15 protein-coding genes are annotated in these 18,809 nt (G+C 60.0%); 2 read left to right on the top strand and 13 right to left on the bottom strand.

Features of this window, described 5'->3' with window-relative positions:
* Positions 1 to 166: 166 nt before the first annotated feature.
* Positions 167 to 1,090, bottom strand: coding sequence for a LysR family transcriptional regulator (locus tag Q0Y02_RS07525; protein ID WP_297766648.1), 924 nt, complete (start codon positions 1,088 to 1,090; stop codon positions 167 to 169).
* A 147-nt stretch (positions 1,091 to 1,237) separates the two neighbouring features.
* On the opposite strand from Q0Y02_RS07525, the gene metE reads away from it, so the two are divergent.
* Positions 1,238 to 3,529: a 5-methyltetrahydropteroyltriglutamate--homocysteine S-methyltransferase gene (gene metE, locus Q0Y02_RS07520; protein ID WP_297766647.1), complete on the top strand. Its 2,292-nt coding sequence runs from the start codon at positions 1,238 to 1,240 to the stop codon at positions 3,527 to 3,529.
* Positions 3,530 to 3,657: 128 nt separating this feature from the next.
* Here the strand turns inward: metE and Q0Y02_RS07515 are convergent, their stop codons facing one another.
* The 6 genes from Q0Y02_RS07515 to Q0Y02_RS07490 all read right to left on the bottom strand — a co-directional run bounded on the left by Q0Y02_RS07515 (position 3,658) and on the right by Q0Y02_RS07490 (position 10,392).
* On the bottom strand, positions 3,658 to 4,830 hold the full coding sequence (locus Q0Y02_RS07515) for a CmpA/NrtA family ABC transporter substrate-binding protein (protein WP_297766645.1): 1,173 nt from the start codon (positions 4,828 to 4,830) through the stop codon (positions 3,658 to 3,660).
* Positions 4,831 to 5,108: 278 nt separating this feature from the next.
* Positions 5,109 to 5,759, bottom strand: a complete 651-nt coding sequence (locus Q0Y02_RS07510; RefSeq protein ID WP_297766644.1) for an ANTAR domain-containing protein — start codon at positions 5,757 to 5,759, stop codon at positions 5,109 to 5,111.
* A gap of 109 nt (positions 5,760 to 5,868) precedes the next feature.
* Positions 5,869 to 7,047 (bottom strand): alginate export family protein, encoded by a 1,179-nt coding sequence (locus tag Q0Y02_RS07505; protein WP_297766643.1) that lies wholly within the window; start codon positions 7,045 to 7,047, stop codon positions 5,869 to 5,871.
* Between the two features lie 126 nt (positions 7,048 to 7,173).
* Entirely contained in the window at positions 7,174 to 8,013 is an 840-nt protein-coding gene (locus Q0Y02_RS07500; protein ID WP_297766641.1) for an ABC transporter ATP-binding protein, read from the bottom strand.
* Positions 8,014 to 8,033: 20 nt separating this feature from the next.
* The gene (locus Q0Y02_RS07495; protein ID WP_297766638.1) at positions 8,034 to 9,035 is read right to left on the bottom strand and encodes an ABC transporter permease; all 1,002 of its coding nucleotides are present in this window, start codon (positions 9,033 to 9,035) and stop codon (positions 8,034 to 8,036) included.
* Between the two features lie 28 nt (positions 9,036 to 9,063).
* A complete protein-coding gene (locus tag Q0Y02_RS07490) occupies positions 9,064 to 10,392 on the bottom strand; it encodes a CmpA/NrtA family ABC transporter substrate-binding protein (RefSeq protein ID WP_297766720.1) in 1,329 nt (442 codons plus the stop codon).
* A 617-nt stretch (positions 10,393 to 11,009) separates the two neighbouring features.
* Here Q0Y02_RS07490 and Q0Y02_RS07485 point away from each other — a divergent pair.
* A complete protein-coding gene (locus Q0Y02_RS07485; RefSeq protein WP_297766635.1) occupies positions 11,010 to 12,164 on the top strand; it encodes a YbfB/YjiJ family MFS transporter in 1,155 nt (384 codons plus the stop codon).
* On the opposite strand, the gene Q0Y02_RS07480 is transcribed toward Q0Y02_RS07485, so the two are convergent.
* The 6 genes from Q0Y02_RS07480 to oadA all read right to left on the bottom strand — a co-directional run bounded on the left by Q0Y02_RS07480 (position 12,161) and on the right by oadA (position 18,800).
* A complete protein-coding gene (locus tag Q0Y02_RS07480; protein WP_297766632.1) occupies positions 12,161 to 12,559 on the bottom strand; it encodes a hypothetical protein in 399 nt (132 codons plus the stop codon). The genes Q0Y02_RS07485 and Q0Y02_RS07480 overlap by 4 nt on opposite strands.
* A gap of 265 nt (positions 12,560 to 12,824) precedes the next feature.
* Positions 12,825 to 13,109 carry a hypothetical protein gene (locus tag Q0Y02_RS07475; RefSeq protein WP_297766628.1) on the bottom strand — a complete coding sequence of 95 codons (285 nt, stop codon included), beginning with the start codon at positions 13,107 to 13,109 and terminating at the stop codon, positions 12,825 to 12,827.
* Positions 13,110 to 13,230: 121 nt separating this feature from the next.
* Positions 13,231 to 14,109, bottom strand: coding sequence for a hypothetical protein (locus Q0Y02_RS07470; RefSeq protein WP_297766625.1), 879 nt, complete (start codon positions 14,107 to 14,109; stop codon positions 13,231 to 13,233).
* A 353-nt stretch (positions 14,110 to 14,462) separates the two neighbouring features.
* Positions 14,463 to 15,461, bottom strand: a complete 999-nt coding sequence (locus Q0Y02_RS07465; protein WP_297766622.1) for a DUF5924 family protein — start codon at positions 15,459 to 15,461, stop codon at positions 14,463 to 14,465.
* Between the two features lie 251 nt (positions 15,462 to 15,712).
* A complete protein-coding gene (locus Q0Y02_RS07460; RefSeq protein WP_297766620.1) occupies positions 15,713 to 17,011 on the bottom strand; it encodes a sodium ion-translocating decarboxylase subunit beta in 1,299 nt (432 codons plus the stop codon).
* Positions 17,004 to 18,800: a sodium-extruding oxaloacetate decarboxylase subunit alpha gene (gene oadA / locus Q0Y02_RS07455; protein WP_297766617.1), complete on the bottom strand. Its 1,797-nt coding sequence runs from the start codon at positions 18,798 to 18,800 to the stop codon at positions 17,004 to 17,006. Before oadA ends, Q0Y02_RS07460 begins: the two co-directional genes overlap by 8 nt.
* Between the last annotated feature and the right edge of the window lie 9 nt (positions 18,801 to 18,809).

The raw sequence follows: 18,809 nt of genomic DNA, 5'->3' as shown, positions 1-18,809 counted from the left end.
GCCTGCCAGCACCTTCAGGTTTTATGTTTTCGCTATTAACTATTCACTATTCACTGTTCACTATTAACCAACCCGGCCTACAGAAACAGTTGTAGGAGCTATGCTTGCATGGCGAGCCTCCTTTACGCCGTGTTCGCCATGCAAGCATAGCTCCTACAGGAAAGGGTTAACTGCCTTTCACCGCCCGCACACCGCTCAATGTCTTGAAACACAATTCCTTGGCGGTTTCCCAGAATTCCTGCATGTACGGGGTGTGATCATCCTCCACCCGCACGGCCGCATACAGCGTGCGCCAGACGCCCTTCTCACCCAGCCGCACGGTTTTCAGCAGGTCGTGCTCGGTGTATTCGGTGAGAGCCCAGTTCGGTAACGCGGCCACGCCACGGCCCGCCGCCACCAGTTGTGCGGTCATGGGGGTGAGCTCGGCGGTGCGGATGGCGGCGGGTTCCGCGTTGGCCGGGTTGAGGAAGGCGGTGAACACGTCCAGCCGCTCCCGCTCCACCGGGTAGGTAATCAGGGTCTGGTCGGTAATATCTTCCGGTTCAATCCACTTGCTTGCCGCCAGCGGCGACTGCCGCGACACCGCCAGCACCAGCTCGTAGCGGAACAGGGGCAGGTATTTCACCGCCTCGTTTTCCACCGGGTCAGAGGTGATCACCATGTCCAGATCACCACGCACCAGCGCCGGTAAGGGCGCAAAGCTGAACGCCGCAGACAGATCCAGCTCCACCTCCGGCCAGTGTTCACGGAACGCATCCAGGGCCGGCATCAGCCACTGGAAGCAGGAGTGGCACTCAATGGCGATGTGCAGGCGCCCGGTCTGGCCAGCTGCCAGCCGTTTCAGCTCCCTTTCAGTTTGCTGCACTCTCGGCAACACCTCCCGCGCCAGGGCCAATACCCGCAAACCGGCAGTCGTGAATCGCACCGGTCGCGTGCGCCGGACCAACAAGGCCGCACCGAGCCTCCCCTCCAGATCCTTGAGCTGATGAGACAGCGCAGACTGGGTCACATGAAGGCGTTCCGCCGCTTCCATCAGAGAACCGGCCTCTTCGATGGCCAGCAGGGTGGTCAGGTGTCGCACTTCCAGCATGAGAATATCTCATATTCATAATTAGATATTTGATTTTGCCTCAAGTGGCATCGCGCACACAATAGCCCCATCGATGTCTGCACGTGGACTCACTCCGGTGTGTCCTCGTGCAGACCTGTTGCGTACAAGCAAACCAAGGATGTCATCATGACCACCCTGCACAACCTGGGATTTCCCCGTATCGGCGCACGCCGGGAACTGAAACAGGCACAGGAAGCCTACTGGGCCGGCGATCTGCAACAGAGCGAGCTGGAGCATGTGGGCAAGAGCCTGCGTGAACGGCACTGGACGCTGCAGGCCGATGCCGGCCTGGATCTGGTGCCGGTGGGCGATTTCGCCTGGTATGACCAGATTCTGGAATTTTCCTGCCTGTTGGGCGTGGTGCCAAACCGCTTCCAGCAGAACAACGACGAACCGGTCAGCCTGGACACCCTGTTCCGCATGGCCCGTGGTCGTGCCCCCACCGGCACGCCGGCGGCAGCCTGTGAAATGACCAAGTGGTTTGATACCAACTACCACTACATCGTGCCGGAACTGGCGGCAGACCAGACCTTCCGCATTGCCCGGGAAAGCCTGTTCGATCAGGTAGAAGACGCCAAAGCCCAAGGCCACGCCCCCAAGCCAGTGATCCCCGGCCCACTCACCTATCTGTACCTGAGCAAGGGCGACAGCTTTGATGGCGCCGACGACAGCAGCAAGCTGGCCCTGCTGGACAGCCTGATCCCCGTGTACCGCCAGATCCTGCAGCGGTTTGCGGATCAGGGCGTGGAATGGGTACAGATCGATGAACCGATCCTGGTGCTGGACCTGCCCGACAGCTGGCAGCGCAGCTACCTGCGTGTCTACGACCAGCTCGCCGCCGCCAGTGACTGCAAGTTGCTGCTGGCCACCTACTTCGGTGGCCTGGAAAACAATCTCTTCACCGCCCTGGAACTGCCCGTGGATGGCCTGCACCTGGACCGGGTGCGCGGCAACGATGATCTTGGTCAGGTGGTGCCGCGACTGGGTGACAAGGTGCTGTCGCTGGGTTACATCAATGGCCGCAATATCTGGCGCACAGATCTGGATGCCGCTCTGGATGCGCTGATTTCCCTGCGCAACGAACTGGGCGATCGCCTGTGGCTGGCGCCCTCCTGTTCCCTGCTGCACAGCCCGGTGGATCTGGATCAGGAAGACAAGCTGGATAGCGAACTGAAAAGCTGGCTGAGCTTCGCCAAACAAAAACTGCAGGAGCTGGCCCTGCTGGGCGGCGCGCTCGATGGCGACAGCAGCGTCAATGCCGGCTTGCAGCGTCAGCGCGAAGCCCTGCAGGCTCGCAGCTTGTCCAACCGCATTCATAACCCGGTAGTCGCCAAACGGCTGGCCGCCGCTGGCGAGATATCCCGCGACCGCCACAGCCCCTTTGCCGAACGCATTGCCAAACAACAGAAGTCGCTGCAATTGCCCGCCTTCCCCACCACCACCATCGGCTCCTTCCCGCAGACCCGGGAGATCCGCACCGCCCGCCGCGACTGGAAAACCGGTCGCCTGGACGACGCCACCTACAACGAGCAGATGAAGCAGGAAATTGCCCGCTGCATTCGTTACCAGGAAGAGGTGGAACTGGATGTGCTGGTGCACGGCGAAGCCGAACGCAACGACATGGTGGAATACTTCGGTGAACTGCTGGATGGTTTTGTCTTCACCCGCTTCGGCTGGGTGCAGAGCTATGGCTCGCGCTGTGTGAAACCGCCGATCATCTTCGGCGACGTGCAACGCCCCGAAGCGATGACCGTGGCCTGGGCGCAATACGCCCAGTCACTCACCGACAAACCGGTAAAAGGCATGCTCACCGGGCCGGTGACCATTTTGCAGTGGTCTTTCGTGCGCGATGACCAGCCTCGCGCCGATACCTGTCGCCAGATCGCCCTGGCCCTGCGCGATGAAGTGCAGGACCTGGAAACCGCCGGCATCAAGGTGATCCAGATTGACGAACCCGCCCTGCGCGAAGGCCTGCCGCTGCGCAAGGCAGACTGGGGCCAGTACCTGGACTGGGCCGTGGACTGTTTCCGCCTGGCCACCGTGGGCGTGGCCGACGACACCCAGATCCACACCCATATGTGTTACTCGGAGTTCAACGACATCATCGAGGCCATCGCCGCTCTGGATGCAGACGTGATCACCATCGAAACGTCCCGCTCCAACATGGAGCTGCTGGATGCCTTCCGGGATTTCCAGTACCCCAACGACATTGGCCCGGGCGTGTACGACATCCACTCCCCCAATGAACCGGATGTGGGCTGGATGGTGCAACTGATGGAAAAAGCCGGCGAGCGACTGCCGAAGGAACGGCTGTGGGTCAACCCGGACTGCGGCCTGAAAACCCGCAAGTGGGAAGAAACCCAGGGCGCGTTGGCCAACATGGTGGATGCGGCCAAGCAGCTGCGCGAAGCGGGTTAAACATCCTCTAACGAAACCGAAACCAACGCCCCCGTTGGAGCCTTGCTCGCAAGGCGAAAGGCAAGAAGCTGGCTCAGTGCCAAACCAAACGCCTTCGCTTTGCGAGCAAAGCTCCAACGGGGCGGGTTCTATTCGGCCGCCCCCTCCTCCGCTTCAATCACTTTCAACAACCGGTCCGGCCCCAGCTCTACCGGCTTGGGTTCGCCGGGTAACTGCCAGTGGCCTGCGTGGCGCTCGTCCGGTTTGCTGTCCATCAATGGCAGGCTGGTGAGGTCCGCCAGGGCGTCGCGGAACAGGTCGGTGCGGTAGCATTGGGCAGCAAAGGTCTGGGTTTCTTCCAGGCTGCACTGACGCCAACGCTGCATTTCTTCCAGCAGGAAACGGGCGTCAGATCGCCAGGGGAAATTGGCGTGGAAACCGGCGAACACATGGAAGTGATGGGCCGGAAACGGTTGTCCGGTCAAGCCACCGGGCAGGCGCTGGCTGAACGGTGCGCGAATGATTTCCGCCGGCACATCCAGCCAGGCCGGATGCGCCAGTAGCGACAGGCTCTCCAGCAAATGCTCGTCGGCATGGCGAGCGGCCTTATAGAGTGCCCGCAACATGGCGCGATGAGGCCCGGGATTACGGGCCACCCAGTCACGGGACACCGCCAGCACTTTTTCCGGTGCGTTTTCCCAGATCTGGTAACCGGAAAGAATGCAGTGCCCGGCGCCGGTTAACGCCGCCAGACTGTTCCAGGGTTCGCCCACACAGAAACCATCGATATGCCCCATGCGCAGGTGATCTACCATCTGCGAGGGCGGCAACACCACCAGCTTCACATCGTGGTCCGGATCCAGCCCGGCGACGCTCAGCCAGTGACGTAATTGATAGGCATGACAGGAAAACGGAAACACCACCGCCAGCACCAGCGGCGACTCGCCACTACTGGCACGGGCCGCCACCAGCTTGTTCATGGCACTGGCCATGTCGTTGGGCGTGGGCCCTTCAGACAAGGCACACAGCCCCTGAAACAACATGGGTGACACGGTAATACCGTTGCCGTTCAGCCCCATGGAGAATGCCGTGGCCAGGGGTTTCTTGATACACCCCAGCCCCAGCGACGTGGCCATCATCATGGGCGCCAGCATGGGGGCTGCATCGAGCTGGCCCACCAGCAAACGATCACGCAGGCTGGCCCAGCTCCACTCCGGCTGCAGCTCCACATCCAACCCTTCCGCCGCGAAGTAGCCCGCTTCCTGGGCCACAACTAACGGCAAGCTGTCGGTGAGCGGCATATAGCCGATACGGATTTTCATGGGGTTGGCTCCGCAAGGGGCTGACGACGAACGCTGGATGCCTGACGCTTGACCACCTGAACACCTTCAGCCGGTGTAGCACGCCATACTTTTTTGCTGGGTGCCTCGATCAGGCTGCGTGATTTTTTCAATGGGCTCACTCTTCTCATGCTCGCTCCGTTTTTTGTGGGGCCAGTCGTTTGCTATGCCCTGCGGGTGCGACCGCGACTCTCAACCGACAATGGCAAGATAATTCGCGATGGAACCATCACTCCCACAGGGAAAGCTGGCCAATTCCATCACCCCTGCGCTTTCAGCATCTCGGCATAATCCAGCACTGATCTGGCCACCTGGATTAATGGCTGACCGGTATTCATGGCCTGGCGCCGCAGGGTGCTGTAGGCATCCTGCTCATTGAGGCGGCGGCGTTGCATCAGCAGGCCCTTGGCCCGCTCGATGATCTTGCGTTCCGCCAGCGCTTCGCGGGTCTGTTCCAGCTCTTCGCGCAGTGCCTGGTATTCCCGGAAACGGGCGGTGGCCACGCGCATCACGCCACGCACCCGGGCCAGATCGGTTTCCCCGGCCACATAGGCACTGACGCCGGCACGCAGGGCCGCCACGATCAGATCCTCATCGTCCTGGTTGCAGAACATGACCATGGGCCGCGGCATATCCCGCTGCACCAGTGCCATGCTTTCCAGGGTGTCCCGGTCCGGCGCGTCCATGTCCACAATCACCACATCCGGGTTACTGGAATGCACCTTCTCCGCCAGCCCCGCGGCACTGGTCAGGCGACAGAGGATCTCGTGCCCTTCGTCGATCAGGGCACGTTCCAGAATGGCGGCGCGCGGTGGCTGGTCATCCACCAGCATGATTTTCAGGGCCATAGTGTCGGAAGCATCCAGGGATTGAGTGTTACTGGAGTGGTTTGCAACGGTTGTGCCAGTCATGGGTGGTTTAACTCGCTGTTTTTGTTTGCTATTCCTTATTCACCACAACAGCACCCGCAAAGCGCACCATGACAGTGCACTCTGCGGCGCTAAAACGGCGCTGTATTGGTCAGAGCTTCAGTTCGGCCCAGGCCCACAGTTTTTGTGTATCGGCACCGAAATCATCGGCGTTGTAGTCGGCGTATTTCAGGCCCACCACGTAGTGCTTGCCGATGGGCCGTGCCACCAGCAGGTTGGTTTCCGTGCCGTAGTCACTGCTGCCTTCTTCGGCCTGGAAGTCGTGATACACCGCCGCCAGCTTGAACCCGGCCAGTTTGGTGCCGACACTGACAAAGCTGTCTTTCAGACCATCCGCCGGGGTGACCAGGAACTGGTCCGCCCAGCCGTTGAAGGCGTGCTTGGTGGCCAGCGGCGTCTGGAAAGCAATCTGGCCGTCATCAGAGCCCAGCACTTCCTGCGCCATTTTCACGGTGACCCCGGCCATTTCTGCGCCCACTTCGGCGAAGTAGTACTCGGTATCGCCGGCTTCCACCTCTTGCTGGGCGCCTTCCAGGGTGAGAAGCAGCTTTACGGCATCCAAATCGAAGGCACCGGCATACCGCAGGCCGTAGGTGTCGTTATCGGAATCGGGCACGTTATCGGTTTCCAGCAGGTAGCCGTAGGCGGTGAGTGATCCCCCTGGCATTCCCGCCCAGCTGGCGTTAAACAGGGTATTGGACACATTGGCATCGAACTTGGGCGTAATGCCGTTTACCTGGGTGAGATAGGCCGTTGAGAAAGAAAAATCACCGGTCCCGTAATCCAACTTGGCGCCATCAAAGGTCTGCTCGTCCTGGCGCCAGCCCACGTTGCCGACGAAGCGGGCGTTATCGTAAATGATGCGCTGGCGGCCATAGGTGGCCACCAGGCCGTCGAGGGCATCGCTACCGGTATAGCGTACCGCCGCCCGGTTCAGCTCGGTGACTTCCGGATCGGCAATCACCGGGTAACCCGTCATGTGCGGTGCAAAGTTATCGACTTTTCCAACAATGCGGGTGTCTTCAAACTCCCCCAACACATCAAAACCGTGCAGCGTGCCGCTTTGATAGCCCAGCCGGGTGCGCAGGGTGAGTGCCTGGGCGTCTTCCGCGGCACCGTCGCTATCCACTTCCTCATGGCGCAAGCGCAGATTCAGTAGCGGCTTGCCCTCTTTCAACGCAGTGATAAACGCATCGTCTTCGGCGTGAGCCGTCCCCGAAAAGCCGAGCGTGGAAAGGATAACGCCGGCAGCAATGGCAGAATATTTCATGGTCATTTCCTCGATGTAACGTCCCAAAATAAAAAACAGTGATGTGCTGAAATCAGGCACACCTTCCCCCTGCCCGCTTTTCCGTGTGCGAAAAAGCAGGCGAATCAAATCAGTCATGAACGGTTATCAGGCCCGTTTTCGCACGGCGCCAGTCTCAGCGTCAGTACGCTTGGGCAGCGGCTCCACCTTGCGCTGTTTCTCGTACAGGAATTGCAGCACCTGCTGACGACAACGGACGAAGGTGGGATCGTCGGCCAGGGCCAGGCGGTCCCGTGGACGCGGCACCTTCACATCCAGAATCTCGCCGATGGTGGCGGACGGCCCATTGGTCATCATCACAATGCGGTCTGACAGCAACACCGCCTCGTCCACATCGTGGGTAATCATGATCACCGTGGTGCCCAGCTGAGCATGGATCTCCATCAACGAATCCTGCAGGTGGGCCCGGGTCAGGGCATCCAGCGCCCCGAAGGGTTCGTCCATCAGCAACACCTGGGGCTGCATGGCCAGGGCCCGAGCGATGCCCACGCGCTGCTTCATGCCACCGGAAATTTCATCCGGCTTCTTGTGCATGGCATGGGCCATGTGCACCAGCTCCAGGTTGTGCTCCACCCAGTCGCGAATTTCCGCCCGGCTCTTGGTCTTCTTGAAGACCTGCTTCACCGCAAGCTCCACGTTTTCAAACGACGTAAGCCAGGGCAGCAGCGAATGGTTCTGGAACACCACGGCCCGCTCCGGGCCGGGTTCGGTGACTTCCTGCTTGTCCAGAATCACCCCGCCGTCGGTGGAGTGCAGCAGGCCGGCGACGATATTGAGCACCGTGGATTTCCCGCAGCCGGAGTGACCGATCAGGGACACGAACTCACCGTCGGCAATTTTCAGATTCACATCCTTCAGGGCTTCAAAGCTGCCCTTCGGGGTATCGAATTGCATGCCCACGTTGGACAGTTCCAGTAAGGCTTTCATGTTGATTCTCCTTTCAGCTGCTAGCGTTGTGCTGAAGCTTTGTCCCACACCAGCGCGCGCTGCAGCATCAGCATCAGGCGGTCCAGCAGGAAGCCGATCAGGCCGATGACGATCACCGCCACCATGATCCGGCCCAGGGACTGGGAACTGCCGTTCTGGAATTCATCCCAGACGAATTTCCCCAGGCCCGGGTTCTGCGCCAGCATCTCGGCGGCGATCAACACCATCCAGGCGATCCCCAGGCTCAGACGCAGGCCGGTGAACATCATCGGCAGCGCCGACGGCAGCACGATCTTGCGCACATGGCTGAGAGCATTGAGTCGCAGCACTCGGGATACATTGGTCAGATCCTGGCTGACCGAGGTGACCCCCACCGCCGTATTCATGAGCGTGGGCCACAGGCAGCACAGGGAAACCGTGAACATGGAAGTGAGAAAGGATTTGGACACCATCGGGTCATCGCTCACATACAGCGCACTCACCACCATGGTCACCAGCGGCAACCAGGCCAGCGGCGACACCGGCTTGAACAGCTGCACCAGCGGGTTCACCGCTGCATGCACGGTGCTGCTCAGGCCGATGACGATGCCCAGCGGAATGGCGATCATCGACGCCAGCAGAAACCCACTCATCACCGTGATCAGGCTGGTACCGATCTGATCAAAGAAGGTAGGCGCACCGGTGTAATCCCGGGTGACCGGCTCCCAGTCCGGCTGCTGTTGCAGCCGGGCGGCAATGTACTTTTCCTGCCGCTCATAAAACGCCACTTCCCGCTCACGGGACTGCTGGTGTTCACTGACCAGATTGCCCGCCTGCTCCCAGACCTGGGCCGGGCCGGGGAACTGACCCAGCGAGGTATCAATACGCTGGGCCGCGAACTGCCACAGGAGCAGGAACAGGCCTATCCCCAGCACCGGCCACAGCAGCTGGCGCATCAGCGCTTGCCACTGGTCACGGGATACCTTGCCCGTGGCCAGTGCGCGGTAGGGTTCCATCCAGGTCGGAAATGTCAGGGTCACCATGGTTGTCTCCTTCCTCTCGGGTCCCCGGTTACAGGGTGTCGCCGTCTTTCAGGCCGATGGGGAACTTGCTCAGGTACTCGTTGGGCTTGCGGCCGTCATAGGTGACGTTGTCGATGAACTCGCTCTGCGGCGGCTTGAAGCCATCTTCGCTGGCGAAGTCCGGGAATTCATCGGCGCTCATCTTGCCTTCGGCAATCAGTGACTTGGCCGCCTGGGTGTAGATGTCCGGGCGATACACTTTTTTCGCGATATCCATGTACCAGCTGTCCGGCTTGCTCTCGCTGATCTGTCCCCAGCGACGCATTTGCGTCAGGTACCAGATGGCATCGGAGTAGTAGGGATAGGTGGCGTTGTGACGGAAAAACACGTTGAAGTCCGGAATCTCCCGCTTGTCGCCTTTCTCGTACTCGAAGGTGCCGGTCATGGAGTTGGCGATCACGTCATAGTCGGCGCCCACATAGTTGGGGCGGGACAGGATCTTCACTGCTTCCGGGCGGTTGGCGTTGTTGTTTTCGTCCAGCCACTTGGCGGCGCGGATCATCGCCTTGACCACACGGATGTGGGTGTTGGGATATTCCTCCGCCCAGGCCTTGCTGACCCCGAAGACTTTTTCCGGATTGTTTTTCCAGATTTCGTAATCGGTAATCACCGGCACACCGATGCCCTTGAACACGGCTTGCTGGTTCCAGGGCTCACCCACGCAGTAGCCATGAATGGTGCCGGCTTCCAGGGTGGCGGGCATTTGCGGCGGCGGTGTCACTGACAGCAACACGTCTGCCTGCAACTGGCCGCTGGTATCGCCCTTGTGCGGCGCGTAGTAGCCCGGGTTCAGGCCACCGGCGGCGAGCCAGTAACGCAGCTCGTAGTTATGGGTGGACACCGGAAACACCATGCCCATCTTGAAAGACTTGCCGGCGTCCTTGTATTGCTCCACCACCGGCTTAAGGGTGTCGGCCTTGATGGGATGCACCGGTTTGCCATCCTTGCTGGGAATATGCTTTTTCATTTCTTCCCAGACGGAGTTGGAAACGGTAATGCCGTTACCGTTCAGATCCATGCTGAAGGCGGTAATGATATGGGCTTCGGTGCCATACCCGATGGTCGCCCCCAACGGCTGGCCGGCCAGCATGTGAGCGCCATCCAGCTGACCATCAATCACCCGGTCCAGCAGCACCTTCCAGTTGGCCTGGGCTTCCAGGGTCACGAACAGGCCTTCTTCCTCGAAGTAGCCTTTCTCGTAGGCAATGGCCAGCGGCGCCATATCCGTCAGCTTGATAAAACCGAACTTGAGGTCGGCCTTTTCCGGCCAGCCCACCGCATCATCCGCCACGGACGTTGCCGACAGGCCCAGTGTCATCGCGGCCAACACACCACAGAATGTTTTCTTGAAACCTTTCATCATCCTTCCCTCTTCTGCCCGTTTTTTTCGGGCATAAAAAAAGCGCTCAAAGCGTCCCGCCACCATTGGCAGGAATCTTTGAGCGCCTTTGCTCGCATCGGAGTGTGGTCGCCGTTGACCACACAGATGGTTATCTCGCGCACAACGCAGTGGTTGTGCTTACCCTGTCATAAGGCAAATGCTGTGCCAGTTTTGAAAAGGCTGATTTTTCATGACGTTACCGATACCGGGTGCAAGCCGGGCCGGCTTCAGCGCCCGCTTATTGCCCAGCCGGCACCGTTGTGAGTCAGTCCCGCCTCACCAAAATGCATCACGCTTTTGCTGCAACATCACTTTCGTGCCGCAAACCCCGGGTTTTGCCCCGACCTGGTGAAAAAACCACGCACTGCTTGGGAGCCTTTGCGACCAAAGCCGCATTTATCACTGCGGTGAATGATGAACATCATTCGAATGATAAAGCCGACGACGCCATGGCCTGTTAGGCTGCGCGCTGGATTACCGGAGAGACCCGGCACGTCGCCCTGTATTGGTTTTCCCGAGTGCGCCTTCCCATTTGATTACCTGCGAGACACTGCGTGACGACCACCGAAAGAGATCACCTGCTCACCGCCATAGCCGGCGCCTTCAGCCTGGTGATTGCCCTGGGCATTGGCCGCTTCCTGTTCACCCCGGCCCTGCCCGACATGATTGCGGAAAGCACCCTCACCGCCATCAGCGGCGGCTACCTGGCGGCGATCAACTATGGGGGCTACCTGGCCGGCGCCATGCTCGCCATGGCGGTACCCGCCCACCGGGCCCGCACAGCGTTCTGGCTGGCACTGTGGGTGAGCGTAGTCACCAGCCTGCTCATGGGCCTGAGCACCACCTTCACGCCCTGGGCTATCAACCGGTTCCTGGCCGGGGTAGCCAGCGCCATCATCATGGTCAACGGTTCCGCCCTGGTGCTGGGCGCCATGCCCAATCATCTGCGGGCCCGGCTCGGCAATATTCACTATGCCGGCATCGGCCTGGGCATCAGTATCGCCGCCCTCACCGTTGCTTTTATTGAAACCCTGCACGGCAGCTACGCCACCATGTGGCTGGCCTGTGGCGCCCTGGCCCTGGTCCTGCTACCACTGCTGCGCCGCATCCCCGCCCTGCCCCACGCCAAACACAGTCAGCACGAACGGGCGCCGGTGAACCGCTCCGCCCTGGGCTTTCTGATCGCCAGCTACACCTTGGCCGGCTTCGGCTACATCACCAGCACCACCTACCTGCCGGTGATCGCCAAAGCGCAATTGCCGGGCCTGGACAGCGCCGCCTTCTATACCTGGCTGGCCGTGGGCCTGGCCGCCGTGCCCGCCAACCTGCTGTGGGGCAAACTCGCCAGCCACACCAGCGAACGCAACGCACTTATGACCGCACTGGTGGTTCAGGCCCTGGGCGTCAGCGCCCCCGCCTGGCTACCCGGCCTCACCGGGCTGGTCATCAGCGGCCTGCTGGTGGGCGGCACCTTCACCGCCGTGGTCGCCCTGAGCATGTACTGCGGCCGCCAACTGGCCCCCCACGCCGCCAGCGCCGCCCTGGGCGCATTGACGGCCTGCTATGGGGTCGGGCAGATACTGGGGCCGGTGGTGACGGCGCGGTTACTGGAAAGCAGCGGGAGTTTTGCGCCCGGGTTGCTGGGGGCGGCAGTGGCGTTGATTGGGGCGGCGGTGTTGTTGGTGCCGTTGGGGAAGGTGCGGTTTTAGAGCCGGTTCACGGCCTGCTGGCGGACTAACAACGGCATGGCTGCAAACAGCAGCAAAGAAAAGAGATAGGCCATACCGGATACCGGGTCGCGTCCGGCCAGATACTCGCCCAGACTCTGCCCTTGAAACCGCATCACCGCCAACTCGGCACTGAGCATCATCAACAGGGCCGGCAAGCCAGTGCCAATACACTGCATCACCGTCACCAACCCAAATCGCCGCACCAGCCAGCGGGCCACCAGAAAACTGGCCAGCAATATGAAAGGCAATTCAACCAGCTCAGCCCAGCGTTCCCCAAGTCGCGGCACCAGGAAGGGAATGCGGATCATGGCCAGGGCGAAGCCTGTGGCAAAGATCAGGGTGAAGTAGATGAGAGCGGGTTTTATCAGTCGCATTTGGACAACCGTCTTCGTATTACTCTATGCCTTAACAGTGCGACAACAGCATCCAAATAAAAAGTCTAAAATCCCGGTCTCGCCTTTCTCAATCCTGCACTTCTGAAAACGAGTAAAACGGGAAATGGTAGACCTGACCCTAGATCCGCTTGCTGTTGTTGGTGCCGCTGGGAAAGGTGCGGTTTTAGGGTTTTGGGGCAGGAAGAAGGTGTCCGCTAAAGGGGGAGAGGATCAGTCCTTGCTTGAGCGCCTTGTTATAACGCTTTTAATTAAGCTCATAATTAACAAAATTATTCCATTCATCAATGGCATCACTGGCTGCTTCTTGATGCCTCCGAGCGGCTTCGTTTTGCTCATCAACAAAATCTGAAATGCACCGCTTGAAACTTTGAACCTCATCATTGAAATTATCTAACTCCCACTGAGAGTTGAACTGATATGGTTTATAAGGCGTGGAGCAAGAAAGGCTAGGAGTAAACATATCGGCCATAACTGGGAGCGCTATTGCCAACATCGTTGCGCCAATTAGGATCGCTTTATTGATTCTCATGTGTATTGCTCCATTGCGTTATAGTCCGGCTCACCGGGTGAATTTTTGATGGCGGCTTTTGTGCCGTATTCTGCACAAAAGGTGACAGCGGAAATTTATCCGGTCCAGCCGTTTGTTATGTTCACTTCGCACCGATTACATCAAGCGCCTTAAGCATGGAGCCAATATCTTCGCGCATACGGTCAGTGACGGTTAAATCTGAGTAGTACTGTTTTCCCTGGAAGCGAATTATTGCCTCCTTGGAAGAAACGATTTTATCAGCCAAGGCGCGATACTTTTTCTTGCTCAGATCAAGATATGCGGTCTCCCAAGCATTGCCGCCATAGTTATCTCGATTGAATCTCACGGCTGGTGATTGAAACGGAACACCGTCTGTTACTACCTTGAAGCTTTTGGCGAAAAGCCAAGAATCATCGTAGTAGTGAAGTTTAAGAAATACAGTTGCCTTTTCAGGGCGGAGAGTCCCTACCACAGCCACATAAGATTTCTTTGCATATGGCCCGGACATATAGCGGACTGGCTCAAAACGAATGAATCCTTCGACTTTATCGTAGTCAGTTACATGCCGAGTAATGCCCTCAAGGATTGTGTCTCGCTTTTCCGGCGGGAATGAATCTACATATGCCTTCAAGTATCCGTTCCAATCATCACCGCGAAGCAGCCTCTCATTACTGAGCTTCATTTCCGAAGGGTGGTACTTGTAGTTCTCGTCGTAGTTAAGCTCCGCTCCTTCTGTCAGAGACACCCATTTCGGCTCGACGGCTATTGGTGCCGGCGCCGCTTTGGTTACGACATCATGCTTTGCGCTGGTGGTGCCTGTTGCCGCGCAGCCAACCGCAAATGCGGCGGCCGCCGCAATGATTGTTACTTGAAGCTTCACCGCACTCTCCTTAGTGAACATGGCAGCGTATTCAGTCGAACGATTCGACATATCTTTCTTCGACATAATTCTTTTATGAATTCCGGGAGAAACACTTAAATTCGCAAGGCCGTCAAACAAGAACTCTTCTCGTCTGAAAAAACGCGAAGAAGCGGCCTATTTCCTGACTTCCCCCGATATCACCCCGTTCTGAAAACCACTCTATATCAACCGTTTAGCATTTTCTGTAAGCCATATCCTACAAAGATAGGGCTCGTTCTGTTGAGCACGGGATAGTCCGGATACCGGTTTGGAGGGGTACCGCCCAAGTGGGTCTGAATGAACCACTGGGCCCAGCTTACGAAGACGCAGAGGGTTTCGAAGGCACGGCAGTGACTTCAGCCCCTTCGCCTTGCGAGCAAGGCTCCAACGAGGGTTGGGGGGTTGAGGCGTTGAAGAGTGTTGGGGTAAGGGCCGCTTGGGAGCCACTGAACTCAGGGTGTGATGGTGAAGCGCATGACGCCGATGATCTGATTGTCAGCTGTGCGCACTTCCACTCGCCAGCGGCCTTGTGAGGGCACCGGGATATGGCGTTTGTGGGACCAGGTGCGAAAGCCGGATTCGCGGCCGCCGTAGAGCTTGAGGGGAATCCGGTCGACCTGCTCGCCGTTCTGGAACCAGTAATGGTAAATCTCCTGCCCCAGCCCCAACGGCGCCTTGATGGCGGTGTAGGCATAGAGGCCGGCGGTGACTTCGTCGCTGGAGAAGCTTTGCCCGGTGACCAGGGGTTGGCGTTGCTCTCGGTTGAACGACAGGGCCATGGCGCGCTCTTCCAGGGACAGGGTCAGCGGTGGCACCAGGGGTGCCAGCCAGCGTGGCGCCAGGGCGATCACACAGGACACGGCCAGCAAACCCGCCCAGCGAAACCATTTTCGCGGCCCGCCGAAGCGCCAGAAGCTGGGCAGCGCAAACAGGGCGGTGAGCCAACCGGCCCAGGTGAGTGCGGCATCGGTGCTCCAGTGGAAGATCAGCGGCAGCAGCACCAGCAAGGCCACGAATAACGCCCAGGCGTGAAAGCCGAAGTACAGCGCCCGGTGCCGGGCCAGCCAGAAGTACAGCGGGTCGATGATGCTGACCAGGGCGGCGCTGATCACCAGGGTGGTGAAGAAGATGTATTCCGCCCCGCCGGACCATTGCAGCAGCACGAACGGCAGGCTGAAGAAGAAGGCCTCCTGGTGAACCGCCTGCAACAGCAGCTTCAGCATGCCCTGGGACATACCCTCCATGGCGGTGCCTGCCAGGCGTTGTTGCCACAGGCTCTCGGTAATCAGCAGCAACCAGCTGAGGATCAGAAAGCCGGTAAGTACCGCCGCCAGCCAGGGCTGGCGCTCCACCAGGAAGTAACTGCTCAACCCCAGCGCAAAGCTGATCACCGCCCACAGGTGGCGGATCCGGTAGAGCTTGTCGGTCAAGGTTTGCAGGGCGGGTGGCAAGGGTGTGGCTCCGTCGGGGTTTGGCTGTTCGACGTACTATAGGCGCAGGGGTTCCCGATGGGTGTAAGAACTGGAGGGATTTGTTTTGGGAGGGTCGATACCGGCTCTTGGTATCATTTGAGGGTTTCGTTGGCTGGTATCCCTGATCGCCCTGCGGGCGATTTCCGCGCTACGCGCGGTTCGCGGCTCAAGCGCCGCTCCTACAGGTTGGTGTTGAGAGGTTGGAGTGGCGCGGCCTGGGGCCGCGCGGGTTAGCCGGCGAAGTTGAGGAGGACGCCGGCGGCGACGGCGGAGCCGATGACGCCGGCTACGTTGGGGCCCATGGCGTGCATGAGCAGGAAGTTGTGGGGGTTGGCTTCCAGGCCCACCTTGTTGGCCACGCGGGCGGCCATGGGCACGGCGGAGACGCCGGCGGCGCCGATGATGGGGTTCACCGGGTGGCGGCTGAGGCGGTTGAGCAGTTTGGCCATGAGCACGCCGGTGGCGGTGCCGATCATGAAGGCCACCAGGCCCAGCACCAGGATGCCCAGGGTTTCCATGACCAGGAACTGTTCGGCGCTGAGTTTCGCGCCCACTGCCAGGCCGAGCATGATGGTGACGATATTGATCAGCGCGTTGCTGGTGGTATCCACCAGGCGGCTGACCACGCCGGATTCCTTCATCAGGTTACCCAGGCAGAACATGCCCAGCAGCGGCGCCGCATCGGGCAATACCAACGCCACCAGAACCAGCAGCAGAATGGGGAAGAGAATCTTCTCCGTCTGGCTCACCGGGCGCAGCTGTTCCATCTTGATGGTGCGCTCCTTGGCGGTGGTGAGGGCGCGAATGATGGGGGGCTGAATGATCGGCACCAGGGCCATGTAGGAATAGGCGGCCACGGCAATGGCGCCGAGCAGCTCCGGGGCCAGCTTGGTGGTGACATAGATGGAGGTGGGGCCGTCTGCGCCGCCGATGATGCCGATGGCCGCGGCATCCGCCAGGGAGAATTCCATGCCCAGGAAGTTCAGTGCCAGGGCCCCCAGCAGGGCCGCGAAGATGCCGAACTGGGCTGCGGCGCCCAGCAACAGGGTGCGCGGGTTGGCCAGCAGCGGGCCGAAGTCGGTCATGGCGCCCACGCCCATGAAGATCAGCAGCGGGAAGATGCCGGTCATCAGGCCCACGGTGTAGATCAGGTAGAGGATGCCATCGCCGTAGTTGGCTTTTTGCGCCAGGTGGTGAAGTTGGTCCTGTACTGCCGGCCCGGCGCCTTCAGCGGCTTTATAGAGCGCTTCTCGCCCGGCATCCGCATCCATGCCGAGCACCTGGGCCATGCTGGCGAGCAGATCCTGGCTGCCGAAGTGCATGGCCTGGCTGATGGCGGATTCCGCCAGCCCGGCCACGGGGATGTTGGCCAGCAGACCGCCGAAGCCTATGGGCAATAATAATAGCGGTTCGAATTTCTTGTTGATGGCCAGCCACAGCAGACCGAGGCAGACCAGCAGCATGATCAGCTGGCCACCGGACAGATGAAACAGGCCGGTGCTGTGCCAAAGCGTCTCCAATTTATCCATGGGCCGGCTCCAGGCTGAGCAGGGTCTGGCCGACGGTGACCGCATCGCCCTCTTTCACCGCCATCTCGGTGACGATGCCCGCTTCCGGGCTGGACACGTCGGTTTCCATTTTCATGGCTTCCAGCACCATGATCTTCTGCCCTTCGGTAACCCGGTCGCCGGGTTTCACCAGCACCTTGAAGATGTTGCCGGCCAGGGGCGCCGGGATTGGTGTGCTCTGGGACGGGTTGTGCACCACCGGCGGGTTGGACTGGCCGGCCCCGGCGCTTTCGCCCAGGGCCTTGATGCCTGTCACGTCGCCACCGTCGCTGACTTTGACGGTGTACTCCCGGCCATCCACGTCCACGGTATAAACGCCGTCGCTATTGCCGGCAACAGGCAACGCCTTGCCGTCGGGGACCGGCTCGAACGCGGAGGGGTCGCCGCGATGCTCCAGGAACCGCAGGCCGATTTGCGTAAACAGCGCATAGGTCAGCACATCATCGATACGGCGCTTGCCGTCCGCCAGTTGCAGCCCTTTTTCGCTGGCCAGGGTTTCTACTTCCCGGGTCAGGCTGTCCATTTCGTCATCGATCAGGTCGGCGGGGCGACAGGTGACAGGCTCGTCGCCGTCCAGGGCACGGGCCTGCAATTCGCTGTTGAAGGCCGCTGGCGCCGCGCCGTATTCGCCGCGCAGTACGCCACGGGTTTCCTTGCTCAGTGCCTTGTAGCGTTCGCCGGAGAGCACATTGAGCACCGCCTGGGTGCCGACGATCTGGGAGGTGGGCGTGACCAGGGGAATAAAGCCCAGGTCTTCGCGCACAGCGGGAATTTCCTGCAGCACTTCGTCGAACCGGTCGGTGGCGCCCTGCTCTTTCAGCTGGCTTTCCATGTTGGTGAGCATGCCGCCGGGCACCTGGGCGACCAGGATGCGCGCATCCACACCGCGCAGGCTGCCTTCAAACTGGGCGTACTTCTTGCGCACTTCACGGAAGTAGCCGGCAATACGATTGAGTTTTTTCAGATCCAGGCCGGTATCCCGGTCGGTGCCTTCCAGCATGGCCACCACGGACTCGGTGGGGCTGTGGCCGTAGGTCATGGACATGGACGAGATGGCGGTGTCCACATTATCAATGCCGGCCTCGGCGGCTTTCAGTGCGGTTGCCGTGGAAAGACCGGTGGTGGCGTGGCACTGCATGTGCACCGGAATGGAGAGCGTCTGCTTGAGGCGGCTGACCAGCTCAAAGGCCACATTGGGGCGCAGCAGGCCGGCCATGTCCTTGATGGCCACGGAGTGGGCGCCCATCTGCTCGATCACTTTGCCCTGCTCTACCCACATATCCAGGGTATGCACCGGGCTGACGGTGTAGGCGATGGTGCCCTGGGCGTGTTTGCCCTGTTTGATGACGGCGGCGATAGCGCGCTCGATGTTGCGCATGTCGTTCATGGCATCGAACACCCGGAACACATCCACGCCACTTTCCGCAGCGCGCTCCACAAAGGCATCCACCACATCGTCGGCGTAGTGCCGATAGCCGAGCAGGTTCTGGCCGCGCAGCAACATCTGCTGAGGCGTATTGGGCATGGCCTTTTTCAGCTCGCGGATACGCTCCCAGGGGTCTTCGCCCAGATAACGGATGCAGGCATCAAAGGTGGCGCCGCCCCAGGATTCCAGGGACCAGAAACCGATGTCGTCCAGTTCTGCGGCAATGGGCAACATGTCGTCCAGACGCATGCGCGTGGCAAACAGGGACTGATGGGCGTCGCGCAGCACCACATCGGTGATGCCCAGAGGCTTGTGATCACTCATGGAAAAATT

This window comes from uncultured Alcanivorax sp., from assembly GCF_947258575.1.
Lineage (GTDB): Bacteria > Pseudomonadota > Gammaproteobacteria > Pseudomonadales > Alcanivoracaceae > Alcanivorax.
This window is presented reverse-complemented; position numbering and strand designations above follow the sequence as displayed.

What these genes read in the sequence shown, in the direction of transcription:
- Q0Y02_RS07525 (WP_297766648.1), bottom strand. Translation starts at nt 1,090, where the DNA reads ATGCTGGAAGTGCGACACCTGACCACCCTGCTGGCCATCGAAGAGGCC.
- metE (WP_297766647.1), top strand. Translation starts at nt 1,238, where the DNA reads ATGACCACCCTGCACAACCTGGGATTTCCCCGTATCGGCGCACGCCGG.
- Q0Y02_RS07515 (WP_297766645.1), bottom strand. Translation starts at nt 4,830, where the DNA reads ATGAAAATCCGTATCGGCTATATGCCGCTCACCGACAGCTTGCCGTTA.
- Q0Y02_RS07510 (WP_297766644.1), bottom strand. Translation starts at nt 5,759, where the DNA reads ATGACTGGCACAACCGTTGCAAACCACTCCAGTAACACTCAATCCCTG.
- Q0Y02_RS07505 (WP_297766643.1), bottom strand. Translation starts at nt 7,047, where the DNA reads ATGAAATATTCTGCCATTGCTGCCGGCGTTATCCTTTCCACGCTCGGC.
- Q0Y02_RS07500 (WP_297766641.1), bottom strand. Translation starts at nt 8,013, where the DNA reads ATGAAAGCCTTACTGGAACTGTCCAACGTGGGCATGCAATTCGATACC.
- Q0Y02_RS07495 (WP_297766638.1), bottom strand. Translation starts at nt 9,035, where the DNA reads ATGGTGACCCTGACATTTCCGACCTGGATGGAACCCTACCGCGCACTG.
- Q0Y02_RS07490 (WP_297766720.1), bottom strand. Translation starts at nt 10,392, where the DNA reads ATGACACTGGGCCTGTCGGCAACGTCCGTGGCGGATGATGCGGTGGGC.
- Q0Y02_RS07480 (WP_297766632.1), bottom strand. Translation starts at nt 12,559, where the DNA reads ATGCGACTGATAAAACCCGCTCTCATCTACTTCACCCTGATCTTTGCC.
- Q0Y02_RS07475 (WP_297766628.1), bottom strand. Translation starts at nt 13,109, where the DNA reads ATGAGAATCAATAAAGCGATCCTAATTGGCGCAACGATGTTGGCAATA.
- Q0Y02_RS07460 (WP_297766620.1), bottom strand. Translation starts at nt 17,011, where the DNA reads ATGGATAAATTGGAGACGCTTTGGCACAGCACCGGCCTGTTTCATCTG.
- oadA (WP_297766617.1), bottom strand. Translation starts at nt 18,800, where the DNA reads ATGAGTGATCACAAGCCTCTGGGCATCACCGATGTGGTGCTGCGCGAC.